Genomic DNA, 12,125 nt, shown 5'->3' with positions numbered 1-12,125 from the left:
CTCTCCGTTTTTTGAAGCTTATCTGGCGAGTGCGACTGCACGTTCGACGTGGCTGCCGTCATCGGCTGATTTCAACCCCTTGGGCTGCGTGCTTTCGCCCGTCGCATGAAGGCTCTTCAGGACCCGATCGCGCACCTTGGCAATATCGCTGGATGTACGCCGGCGTGGGCGCGCCAGCTTGACCGGAACCACTTCGCGGATGCGGCCAGGACGCGGCGACATGACGACGACGCGATCCCCGAGATAGACCGCCTCTTCCACGTCATGCGTCACCAAAACCATCGTGATGTTTTCCTTCGCCCAGATCTCCTGCAGCTCGTCCTGCAGGCGTGCCTTGGTGATGGCGTCGAGTGCCCCGAAAGGCTCGTCGAGCAGAAGGACGTTCGGCCGGCTGACGAGGCCACGGGCAATGCCGGCACGCTGCGCCATTCCCCCGGACAATTGATGCGGGTAGACATTGGCAAAACGGGAAAGCCCGACAAGCTCCAGATGTTCGCGCACAAGCTCGGCCTTTCGCGCCTTGGTCAGCTTGCTGTTCAGAAGGCCAAGAGAGACGTTTTTCTCGACCGTCAGCCAGGGGAAGAGGCGCGGTTCCTGGAAGACGATGCCCCGATGAAGGCTGGGTTCGACCACTTGCTCGTCCGCATGGCGGATGGTGCCGGATGTCGCGATATCCAGGCCTGCGAAGAGACGCAACAGCGTCGACTTTCCGCAGCCGCTGGCACCGACAACAGTGACAAACTCGCCCTGGGCAATATCCAGATTGATGTCGTCGAGCGCGATCAGCGGCTCCCCGTCGATCTGGAACTGCCGGGTTATGTGCTCGGCTGTGAGATGGGGGCGGTTCATGTCGATCACCCCTACTCTGCCGCGGCCTGAACGCGCGCCGGGTGCCGGGGTGTGCTAAGGCCAAGATTTTCGCGCAACGTCCTGCCCTGGTATGCAGTGCGGAACAATCCGCGGCGCCGCAGTTCCGGCAACACGAGCTCCACGAAGTCCCTTAGTCCGACGGGCAGATGCGGCGGCATAACATTGAAGCCGTCTGCCGCCCCGGTCGTGAACCAGTGCTCCATCTCATCCGCGATCCTGCTCGGCGTGCCGACGACCTGCCAATGGCCACGCGCGCCTGCGATCCTCAGATAGAGCTCGCGGATCGTCAGGTTTTCGCGCCTTGCAAGATCAAGAAGCAACTTTTGCCGGCTCTTGCTTGCGTTCGTGTCCGGGAGGTCCGGGATGGGACCGTCCAGGGGATATTTCGAGAGATCAACGCCACCGGTCATGCCGTTCAACATCGACAGGCCGACCACCGGATGTATGAGATCCTGAATTTCCTGGAATTTCGCCTCAGCCTCTGCCTGTGTCCGGCCGACGACCGGGAAGATCCCCGGCATGACCTTCAACTCTTCCGGCCCGCGTCCGTATTTGGCAAGTCGGTTCTTGAGATCCTTATAGAAGCCGCGAGCATCCTCGATTGTCTGATGCGCGGTGAAGACAACCTCTGCGGTACGCGCGGCAAGCTCCTTGCCCGGTTCCGACGAGCCTGCCTGTACGAGCACTGGCTGACCCTGAGGCGCGCGGGCGACGTTCAGTGGCCCGCGAACCTTGAAGAATTTGCCCTTGTGATTGAGGATATGCTGCTTGTCCGGATCGAAGTAGATGCCGCTTTCCTTGTCGCGCAGGAATGCGTCGTCCTCCCAGGTGTCCCACAGTCCGCGCACGACATCGGCAAACTCTTCGGCCCGCTCGTATCGCTCCGCATGTGCATAATGCTCATCACGACCAAAATTATGCGCTTCGTGCTCGCTGGACGAAGTGACCAGGTTCCAGCCGGCTCGGCCGCCGCTGATGTGATCGAGCGAGGCGAATTTCCGCGCGATATGGTAGGGCTCGTTGTATGAGGTGGAAGCTGTAGCGACAAATCCGATGTGCTTGGTCACCGCCGCCAGAGCCGACAGCAAGGTAATCGGCTCGAACTGCGCCACATAGCGGACAGCTGTCCTGCTTAATGCCTCTATGTCCGTCCCGCGCGTTCCAACGCCGTCAGCCATGAAAACGAGATCGAATTTCGCCGCTTCAGCCAGCTGCGCAAGCTCGATGTAGTGAGCAATATTGGAACCGGCGTCCGCCTGCGCTTCCGGGTGGCGCCACGCGGCCACGTGATGGCCCGTCGGATAGAGGAAGGCGCCAAGTTTGAGCTGTGGTCGCGCGGCACTCATGTGTGTCTCCTTGGTGAGGGAGACGATAGGCTAGCAGCAACAATTAATATCTATAGAAATAGTATTCTATTTCCTGTGTCGTTGCGAGATTTTTGCCGCGTGCAATGGCGCCTTTTGAATGACGACGTTCTGCCGTGGCACCGGTCGGAAAGATATTGCGTCGATAGCGCCGCTGGCGCAATTGTCGCCTTCGAAAAGAATTTCTCTACGTAAAATCAATCAGATATTTCGGGACCTGAAAGCCAGCCAGCGGCGAGCGGGCGCAGAAGTACCTGCGCCTGGGCCATTGCGGCGCTCTCCTTGGCTTCGAGTTGACCGACGGCCGCGAGGCCGGCCGCCGCTTCATTGACAGCCTTCAACTGCTCTATCCCGTCGCCGATACGGTGACGCGGGCTTTTTTGCGACAGGGACGGGGGCTAGTTCCGTGCTCGGCAGGTTCGTCCATGAACCATCAGCCATGTATAGGGGGCGGCGTCCCTGCCCCGGACAGATCCGGACCAGCATCCATTTTTGCACCTGAGGTGCAAATGCGATGGCTTGGAAGCCGGTCGTTTAGCGTGACGACTTCGCAGTATCTTCCGAAATGCGCATGTCCTTGCAGGGACCGGCCGAGCGGCGCTCGATAATGCGCGAGGCGATATTGATGCGGCGAGCGGGGTCGCCTGGTCGCCGCGGCGTCTCGATGCGCTCAAGCAGGAGGCGCAGGCCGACCGCCCCACACTCCTGACCCTCCATTCGCACGGTGGTTAGCGGCGGCGAGATTTGTGTTGCCGGGGAAAAGTCACCGAAACCGACGACAGAGACGTCGTCGGGAATGCGATAACCCTGACCGAGCAATTCGGAGACAACGGTCAGGGCAAGACCGTCATGGGCACAGAAAAACGCCGTCGGCCGCACGCCGCTCTCCTTCAGCGCGCGAAAAGCATCGGCGAAGGCCCCCTGTTCGTCGAACTGCATCACATGAAGCGCGACATCGGGATGACTTTCGGCGATCTCGCGAGCGCCATAGAAGCGCTCACGGCGTCCCCTGTATCCGGGCGCACCGGACACGTAGGCAATCGAGCGATGGCCGAGATTGATCAGATACTGAATGACCGCCTGGCCTGCCTCATGGTCCGTGCCAGTGATCTGATCGGCCTGCTCCAACGGGTCGATCCAGCCGAACCGGACGATCGGAATGCCGGTCGCCGTGGCAGCCGCAATCGCCTCGCGATCATGGGGGCCGACGAGAAGCAGCCCGGCGCAGGCAAGGGCCAGATCTTCCAACTGACGAGCGCTATGCGTCCAGTGCACGCGCAAACCCATGCCGAGCCTTTGGGCTTCGCCCTGCATTCCATTCTGGACCTGCATGTAGAGCTCGCTGTTGACTGGATCGAGATCGTGAAAAACAACGGCGATATCGTTGGAACCCGCCTGGGCCGCCGGTTTGGCATAGCCAAGACGTACGGCCATCTCGCGAATGCGCTCGCGCGTTTCCTCGCTGACGCCGCTCTTGCCCGCCAGTGAACGCGAGACCGCATATTTCGAGAGGCCTACCTCCCGCGCGATCGTCTGCAACGTTACTCGTCCCCTGCTCCCCACTCCGCACCTCTGCGTTGTCGTTCCATCTTCGCTTCGCCTACACTGCCTCAGCTGAAAAAGCAAACTTCATCGATAACGAAACATAACGCTTTACCTAACAGTATCCAAGTGTAATCTTCCCGTCATCCAAGCCTGGGAGCAGAACAACAATAAAGGGGCGCGGATCTTTGGAGGAGATATCCATGATCAAGCTGAAACGTCGTGCGTTTCTGGCCGGGACCTCGGCCGTTCTGATTTTGCCTGCACTGCCGGCGCTTGCGACCGGCTACACGGAAGCGGACGTCCTCAAGGAAAAGGTTTCGAGCGGCGCGCTGCCACCGGTCACGGATCGGCTGCCGGCAAACCCGCTCGTCGTAAAACCGGTAGAAAGTGTCGGAAAATACGGCGGCGACTGGAATATGGCACTGGTCGGCGGTGGATCGCTCTCCATGCTCTTCCGCTATCAGGCCTATGAGCCGCTGCTTCGTTATACGCCGGATTGGTCAGGCGTCACCCTCAACGTCGCGGAAGCCTTCGATGGCGATGCCGAATCCAAGGTCTATACGATTCGCCTTCGCAAGGGCATGAAGTGGTCGGATGGCCAGCCCTATACGACGGCCGACGTCAAGTTCTGGTATGATACAGTCCTGACGGACAAGCGCGTCGCCGTTACCAGCCAGGGCCACTGGAAGACAGCCGGCAAGCCGGCCAAGCTTGAAGTGGTCGACGAACAGACCTTCAAGGTGATCTTCGAAAAACCTAACGGTATGTTTCCGCTCCAGGTGGCCTGGGCCAACAACGACCACACGACCCGCTGTCCGAAACACTATCTCGAACAGTTCCATATTGACTACAATCCGAAGGCCGACGAACTCGCCAAGCAACGCGGTTTCGAAAGCTGGATCGCAGCCTTCCAGGCGGCGTCCGGGTTTCAGGATGACAACGCATTCTTCCTCAATTCCTCGAAGAAGCCCTGCCTCAACGCCTGGATGTTCACAACCGCGCCCGGCGAAAATACCGAACGCGTCATTGCTGAACGCAACCCCTTCTATTGGAAGGTCGATACCGCGGGCAATCAATTGCCCTATATGGACCGGATCGTCTACCAGATGGTGGCGGATCCGCAGGTATTGCTTCTCAAGGCCATGCAAGGCGAGATTGACCTGATGGACCAGTACATCGCGACGCCGAATAATAAATCGGTGCTTTACGATGCCCGTGAGCAGGGCGGCTACGACTTCTACACGCTTTCCTCGACAGAGGCCAACGTGATGAACTTCATCTTCAACCTGAACCATAACGACGCGACCAAACGGAAGCTTTTCCGGAACAAGGACTTCCGCGCGGCTCTTTCGACGGCGCTTGATCGCCAGACGCTGATCGATGCCGTCCTCGTCGGCCAGGGTGCGCCGGCCCAGCCCTCGATCAAGCAGGGAGATCCGCTCTATAACGAGCAGCTCGCCACGCAGTTCACCTCGTATGATGTCGACAAGGCGAATGCCATGCTCGACCAGATCATACCGAAGCGCGATGACCAGAACTTCAGGTTGGACGACCAGGGTCGGCGCCTGACGATCATCTTCGAGATCGACCAGGCTCGTGCGATCTTCCTCGATCTCTTCCAGTTGGTCATCCCGATGTTCCAGGCAGTCGGTATTGATGCGCAGATGCGCACGATGGACCGGTCGCTTTGGGAAACACGCGTCCGCCAGGGCCGCGACTTCGATGCCACGGCCCACCAATTCGGCGCCAATGGCGGTGTCGCCGCAATGCTCGACCCGCGCTACTACGTGCCGACGGATTCAAACGCGATGTATGCCCCGGCCTGGCAGCTCTGGTATCTCGACCGAAACAATGAAAATGCCGAAGAACCGCCGGAAGAGACCAGGAAGCTGCTCGAGCTTTACGACAAGCTGAAGGCGACCGCCGACCCCGCAGGTCAGCAGGAAGTCATGAAGAAGATCCTGCAGGGTGCTGCCGACAACTTCTACGTCTTCGGTATTTCGCAGCCCCCGGACGGCTACGGCATCGTCAAGAACAACATGAAGAATATCACGCGGACCATGCCGAATTCCTTCGGTTGGCCCACACCCGCTCCCACCATGCCGGAGCAATTCTACAAGGCCTGACGGTCTTTCAGGATCAGACATGTATCCGACGCCGGCCGACCTGGGCCGGCGGCAGATCCCTCGTTGACTTTTTGCCAAACGATTGGATGAACCGATGCTCGACGCCAGAAGACAAAACACCGGAACGCTCCGGACACCGGACTGGTTCAAGGACGCGACCCGGTGGACCCAGCTGACCTTCGTCGAGGACGACCCCGAGAAGTACGACCCCGCCTTCTGGGTCGACGTCTTCAAGCGCACGAGATCCAATGCAGTCTGCCTTAGCGCCGGCGGCTACATCGCCTACTATCCGAGCGAAGTGCCCTATCACTATGTCAGCAAATATCTCGGCGACAAGGATATCTTCGGCGCGCTCGTCGATGCGGCCCGCAAGCTCGACATGCATGTCATGGCTCGTGTCGACCCACACGCAATCCATGACGATGCCGCCAGGGCCCATCCGGAATGGGTGATGATCAACGCCGACGGGACGCCGCGCCGCCATTGGGCCTATCCCGATGTCTGGGTGACCAATGCCTATGGCGACTACAATACCGTCTTCATGCCCGAGGTCGTCAAGGAGATCGTCCGCAAATACGATATTGATGCGGTCTTTGCCAATCGCTGGCAGGGGCATGGCGTCGACTATAGCGAAGACAGTGCCCGCCGCTTCAAGGACATGTTCGGCCATGACCTGCCAAAAAAACCGGATGCGGAAGATCCGGCTTGGCAGGCCTGGGTTCAGTGGCGCCGCCGGGTCCTCACCGACATGATCGCCCAATGGGACGATGCGGTAAAGGCGATCCGCCCGCATGCGAGCTTCATTCCGAACATGGGCGGTGCCTCGCTGATGGAATTCGACCTGTCGGTCATTGCCCGGCATTGCCCCTTCCTCGTTGTTGACCACCAGGGCCGCAAGGGCCTGGAACTCGGCTGGTCGGCCGGACGCAACGGCAAGCGCATCCGCGCCACCTTTCCGGATCGTCCTGTCGTCCTCATCACCTCCATCGGTCCGGAGGAGGAATATCGCTGGAAGGATGCCGTCACGTCCGGCGAGGAGATGCAGCTCTGGATCAATGACGGCACAGCGCATGGCCTCTATGCCTGGTTCACCAAGTTCAACGGGGTGGTCCCGGACGAGCGCTGGGTCGAGCCTGTCGCCGACGCCTTCGCCCTGCAGGCGGCAGTCGAGCCCGTGCTCGAAAGCATGAAGCCCGCCGCCGAAATCGCCGTCATCGACCCCTCCACGACCTTGCGCCACTGGGCACCGGAGGAGCGGCCCAACGCCGAAAAGCACGATCTCGGCTTCTACCACGCCCTGGTCGAGGCCCGCCTGCCCTTCGAGCTTCTCTCGGACCAGGTTCTGACGAAGGAAAATCTCGACCGTTTCAAGCTCATTATCCTCGCCAACGCCTCCTGCCTGTCGGACGAGCAGAACGCTGCGATCCGCGCCTATGCCGAACGCGGCGGCAGCGTGATCGCTTCCTACGAGACCTCGCTGCGCGACGAAACCGGCAGGCAGCGCCAGGAATTCGGTCTCTCCGAGTTGTTCGGCGCCAAATTCGTCTCCGGACCGCGTGGCATCGTCAAGAACACTTATGTGGCTCTCTCCGGTGATCATCCGATCAACGAAGGCTACGAAGGCGCCGAACGCATCATGGGCGGTACACGGCTTCTCCACGTCGAGGCCACGAACGGCTCCAAGACCCCGTTCCTCTACGTGCCCGACTTCCCGGATCTGCCGATGGAAGAAGTCTATCCGCGCAAGGCGCCGGAGGGTGCCGCGGTCATTGCGCGCGAGACAGGCACGGGTGGCCGCGCAGTCTATATTCCCTGGAACATCGGCGAAATCTTCTGGGAGGTCTTTGCCGTTGACCATGCCCGGCTGATCGCCAATGCCGTCCACTGGGCACTCGGCAAGACGCCGCGCGTCACTGTCATGGGTCCTGGTGTCGTTGATCTGGCCCTTCGTGAAAATTCCGACGGCATCGCGCTTAGCCTCTTCAACCTCACCAATCCGATGATGATGAAGGGACCGATCCGCGAAAATTACCCTCTGGCGGCGCAGACCGTTTCGGTGGAAATTCCTGCCGGCAAGTCAGTGGCGCGGGCCTGGCTCGTCGTTGCCGACCGTGCCGCAAACGTCAGCGTCAAGGATGGCCGTGCACAGGTGGAGGTGCCGGGGATCGAGCGGCTGGAGGTGCTGCACCTCTCCTGGAAATGAGGTGCAGCGCGCAGAGGAGCGCTTTCGGCCGCTGCCGGCCGGGAGCGGATGAATATCCGACGAAGGCGCAGGGGCGCTCTCAACGGGAGGAGATACATTCCGATGCTTGGCTATATCTTCAGGCGCGTGCTGTACATGATACCGACCCTGTTCGGCATGTCGCTGATCTCGTTTCTGATCATCCAGCTACCGCCGGGTGACTATCTCACCTCGATGATCGCGACGATGAGTGACAGCGGCCAGGCCGTCGATCCGGCGCAGATCGAACGGTTGAAACAGATCTACGGCTTCGACGACCCCTTCTACGTCCAGTACCTGAAATGGATGTGGGGGATTATCAGCCGCGGCGACTTCGGCTGGTCCTTTGAATGGAACCAGCCCGTCTCGGGCCTGATCTGGGCGCGCATGGGCTCAACGCTGGTCATCTCGCTGCTGAGCCTCCTCTTCGTCTGGATCGTATCACTGCCGATCGGAATCTATTCTGCCGTGCGCCGCCATTCCATCGGTGATCACGTCTTCACTTTTTTCGGCTTCATCGGGCTTGCCGTGCCAAACTTCATCCTGGCGCTGACGCTGATGTATATTGCCTACAAGTATCTTGGCCTGAGTGTTGGCGGGCTGGTCTCGCCCGAATATGCAGAGGCACCCTGGAACCTCGCCAAGATCGGCGATTTTCTCACCCATCTCTGGATTCCGATCATCATCATCGGCGCATCCGGAACGGCGGCGATGATTCGCATCCTGCGCGCCAACCTGACGGACGAACTGCACAAGCCTTACGTCATTACCGCCCGCGCCAAGGGCCTGCCGGAATACAAGGTCATCCTCAAATATCCCGTTCGCATCGCGCTCAACCCCTTCGTGTCGGCGATCGGTTGGGTGCTGCCGCATCTTGTCTCGGGCGTGACGATCACGGCTATCGTTCTCAACCTGCCGACCTCTGGCCCCCTGCTTTTCCGGGCGCTGGTCGCGCAGGACATGTACCTCGCCGGCAGCTTCATTCTCCTGCTCTCCGCGCTGACCCTCGTCGGCATGCTTTTGTCGGATCTGCTGCTTGCGCTGCTCGATCCGCGCATCCGGTTCGATTGAGGAGAAGCCGATGAGCACGCACGAAACGTTCGGAACCCATACCGGCCCTCTTCATATCGTTGCCGATGGTCCGTCGATCAGCCCACTGAAGCAGGGCAAGACGGTCTCGACCGCCGCAGTCGGTCCCTGGCGGTTGATCGCCGGCAAGCTGATCCGCCAGAAGGTGGCGATGGTCGCCGGCGTTATCATTCTCCTGCTTTATCTCGTCGGCCTCTTCGCCGAATTCCTGGCCCCCGGGCTGCCTTCGACCTCCAGGCCGCAATTTACCTATGCGCCGCCGCAGGGCCTGAGTTTCTTCGTGACGAGGCCCGACGGCAGCTCCGAGTTCAACTTTCATGTGAAGGGCTACAAGGTCGAGATCGACAAGGTGGCGCTCAGGCGCACCTTCGTCGTCGACGATACGAAGGTCGTGCCGATCGGCTTCTTCGTCAAAGGCCCGGCCTACAAGCTCTGGGGCCTCATCCCGATGAGCAGACGACTGATCGGTCCGATCAACCCGAACGATCCAATGTATCTCCTCGGCGCCGACCGCCTCGGCCGCGACGTGCTCTCGCGGCTGATCTACGGCACCCGCGTCTCCATGTCCATCGGGCTTGTCGGCGTTGCCATGTCGCTGATCCTGGGTGTCGTACTTGGCTCGATCTCCGGCTTTTTCGGTGGCTGGGTCGATACACTGATCCAGCGCATCATCGAGGTTGTAAGTGCCATGCCGACCATTCCGCTCTGGCTTGGACTCGCGGCGGCGATCCCGCTGACATGGTCGCCGGTCAGTGTCTATTTCGTCATCACGATCATCGTCTCGCTGCTCGGCTGGACAAGCCTTGCCCGCGAAGTGCGCGGGCGTTTCCTGGCCCTGCGCAGCGAGGATTTCGTGACTGCGGCAAGGCTCGACGGATCAAGTGAAGCGCGGCTGATCTTCCGCCATATCCTGCCATCGCTGACGAGCCATATCCTCGCCGTCGTGACGCTCGCCGTGCCGACGATGATCGTCGCGGAAACATCTCTCTCCTTCCTTGGCATCGGTCTGAAGCCGCCTGTGGTCAGCTGGGGCGTGCTGCTGCAGGACGCTCAAAACATCCGCACGGTCGCCACCGCACCCTGGCTGTTGATCTGGCCGTCGCTGGCAGTGGTCGTCGCGGTGCTCTCGTTCAACTTCTTTGGCGACGGCCTGCGCGACGCCGCCGACCCCTATGACAATTGAGGAGGAAGCAATGACCGACCTTCCCGATGACGTTGTCCTGTCCGTCGAAAATCTCTCGATAGATTTTCGGCTGCGCACCCATATCCTGCACGCCGTCGAAAATGTGAGCTTCCAGCTCAAGCGGGGCCAGACACTTTGCCTCGTTGGTGAAAGCGGCTCCGGCAAGAGTGTCACCGCCCGCTCGCTGCTGCAGATCGTCGATAGCCCCGGACGGGTCGTCGGCGGCCGGATCCTGCTTCGCAATGGCAGCGCCATCACCGATATCGCGACGCTTTCACCTGGCAGCAACGCCATGCGGGCAATTCGCGGCCGACGCATCGGCCTGATCTTCCAGGAGCCGATGAGTTCCTTGTCACCGGTTCACACTATCGGCTCGCAGATCGTCGAAGCCGTACGCCTGCACAGCAACCTCGACAAGGCGGCGGCGCGCGCCCGTACAGTCGAACTGCTGCGCCAGGTCGAAATCCCGAATCCCGAAAAGATGGCCGATCGCTATACGTTTGAATTCTCGGGCGGCATGCGCCAGCGCGCCATGATCGCCATGGCACTTGCGGGCAATCCCGATATCCTGATCGCCGACGAGCCGACGACGGCGCTCGACGTCACGACCCAGGCTGAAATCCTCGATCTCATCAAGCGCCTGCAGGTGGAGCGTGGCATGGCGATGCTGCTTATCACCCATGACATGGGCGTGGTCGCCGAAGTCGCCGACGAGGTCGCTGTCATGCGTTTCGGAAAGATCGTCGAGCGCGGCCCGGTCGACCCGATCTACCATGCGGCGGAACATCCCTATACGCGCCAGCTCCTCGCCTCGACAGTCAAGCTCACCCATCACGTCGAAGGCAGGTCGCCGGCAATCGCGCTGTCGGCTGAGGCGCCGAAGCCGGTCCTTTCGGTGCGCAATCTCGGCAAGACTTTTGGCTGGCACGGCAACGCCAACACGCTTCGTGCCGTCGACGACGCGCATTTCGATCTCTATCCGGGCGAAAATCTCGGCATTGTCGGCGAAAGCGGCTCCGGCAAGACAACGCTCGGCCGGCTCATCCTGCGCACTGTCGAACCGACCACTGGCAGCGTCATCTACCGCGGCAAGGGCGGAGAGGAGGTCGAGGTCACGAAGCTCGGCAAGAAGGAACTGCGCGGGTTCCATCGCGAGGTACGGTTGGTCTTCCAGGACCCCTTCGCCTCGCTCAACCCGCGCATGACGGTAAAGGAGGTGATCGGCGATCCCCTCATCGTCAACGGGCTCGCCAAGGGCAAGGCGCTGGAACAACGGGTCGCCGAGCTCATGCGGCTCGTCGGCCTCGATCCATTGGGCATGGAGCGCTATCCGCATGCGTTCTCCGGCGGTCAGCGGCAGCGTATCGGCATTGCCCGCGCACTGGCGCTCGATCCGCGCATCATCATCGCCGACGAGGCGACATCGGCGCTCGATGTCTCCATCCGCAGCCAGATCCTCGATCTGCTGCTCGATATCCGCCAGCGCCTGAACCTCAGCTTCATCTTCATCTCGCACGACATTTCCGTGGTTCGCTACTTCTGCGACCGCGTCGCCGTCATGCATCGCGGCAGGATCGTCGAACTCGGCGAAGCCGAGCAGATTTGCACCGCTCCGCGGGAAGCCTACACCAAGAGCCTCATCTCCGCCGTTCCCAATCCCGATCCACGCGACAAGCGCATGTTGCACCGGCATCGTTTCATCGCGCCTGCCAATGCATAAGGACCTT

The 12,125-nt window shown here is 60.7% G+C and carries 9 protein-coding genes; 5 read left to right on the top strand and 4 right to left on the bottom strand.

The window, feature by feature from the left end; all coding sequences use genetic code 11:
- Nucleotides 1–18: 18 nt before the first annotated feature.
- The 4 genes from RHIBUN_RS0103825 to RHIBUN_RS0103810 form a co-directional block, all read right to left on the bottom strand.
- Nucleotides 19–849: an ABC transporter ATP-binding protein gene (locus tag RHIBUN_RS0103825; RefSeq protein WP_025658525.1), complete on the bottom strand. Its 831-nt coding sequence runs from the start codon at nt 847–849 to the stop codon at nt 19–21.
- An 11-nt stretch (nt 850–860) separates the two neighbouring features.
- On the bottom strand, nt 861–2,216 hold the full coding sequence (locus RHIBUN_RS0103820) for an LLM class flavin-dependent oxidoreductase (RefSeq protein ID WP_025658524.1): 1,356 nt from the start codon (nt 2,214–2,216) through the stop codon (nt 861–863).
- A gap of 215 nt (nt 2,217–2,431) precedes the next feature.
- Nucleotides 2,432–2,575: a hypothetical protein gene (locus tag RHIBUN_RS36285; RefSeq protein ID WP_156932669.1), complete on the bottom strand. Its 144-nt coding sequence runs from the start codon at nt 2,573–2,575 to the stop codon at nt 2,432–2,434.
- A 193-nt stretch (nt 2,576–2,768) separates the two neighbouring features.
- Nucleotides 2,769–3,797, bottom strand: a complete 1,029-nt coding sequence (locus RHIBUN_RS0103810) for a LacI family DNA-binding transcriptional regulator (protein ID WP_025658523.1) — start codon at nt 3,795–3,797, stop codon at nt 2,769–2,771.
- 182 nt (nt 3,798–3,979) lie between these two features.
- Between RHIBUN_RS0103810 and RHIBUN_RS0103805 the strand changes: the two genes are divergently transcribed.
- The 5 genes from RHIBUN_RS0103805 (at nt 3,980) to RHIBUN_RS0103785 (ending at nt 12,118) form a co-directional block, all read left to right on the top strand.
- Complete coding sequence (locus RHIBUN_RS0103805; RefSeq protein WP_025658522.1) at nt 3,980–5,905, top strand: ABC transporter substrate-binding protein; 1,926 nt, start codon at nt 3,980–3,982, stop codon at nt 5,903–5,905.
- A gap of 94 nt (nt 5,906–5,999) precedes the next feature.
- A complete protein-coding gene (locus RHIBUN_RS0103800; protein ID WP_025658521.1) occupies nt 6,000–8,108 on the top strand; it encodes an alpha-amylase family protein in 2,109 nt (702 codons plus the stop codon).
- Nucleotides 8,109–8,210: 102 nt separating this feature from the next.
- The gene (locus RHIBUN_RS0103795) at nt 8,211–9,197 is read left to right on the top strand and encodes an ABC transporter permease (RefSeq protein ID WP_025658520.1); all 987 of its coding nucleotides are present in this window, start codon (nt 8,211–8,213) and stop codon (nt 9,195–9,197) included.
- A 10-nt stretch (nt 9,198–9,207) separates the two neighbouring features.
- Nucleotides 9,208–10,398 (top strand): ABC transporter permease, encoded by a 1,191-nt coding sequence (locus RHIBUN_RS0103790; RefSeq protein ID WP_025658519.1) that lies wholly within the window; start codon nt 9,208–9,210, stop codon nt 10,396–10,398.
- 10 nt (nt 10,399–10,408) lie between these two features.
- On the top strand, nt 10,409–12,118 hold the full coding sequence (locus RHIBUN_RS0103785; protein ID WP_025658518.1) for an ABC transporter ATP-binding protein: 1,710 nt from the start codon (nt 10,409–10,411) through the stop codon (nt 12,116–12,118).
- Nucleotides 12,119–12,125: the final 7 nt, after the last annotated feature.

Origin of the sequence: Rhizobium sp. IBUN (assembly GCF_000510625.1) — a bacterium.
In the GTDB taxonomy this organism is placed as follows: domain Bacteria; phylum Pseudomonadota; class Alphaproteobacteria; order Rhizobiales; family Rhizobiaceae; genus Rhizobium; species Rhizobium altiplani.
The sequence above is the reverse complement of the archived record's forward strand: the minus strand, read 5'-3'. Positions and strand labels throughout refer to the sequence as shown.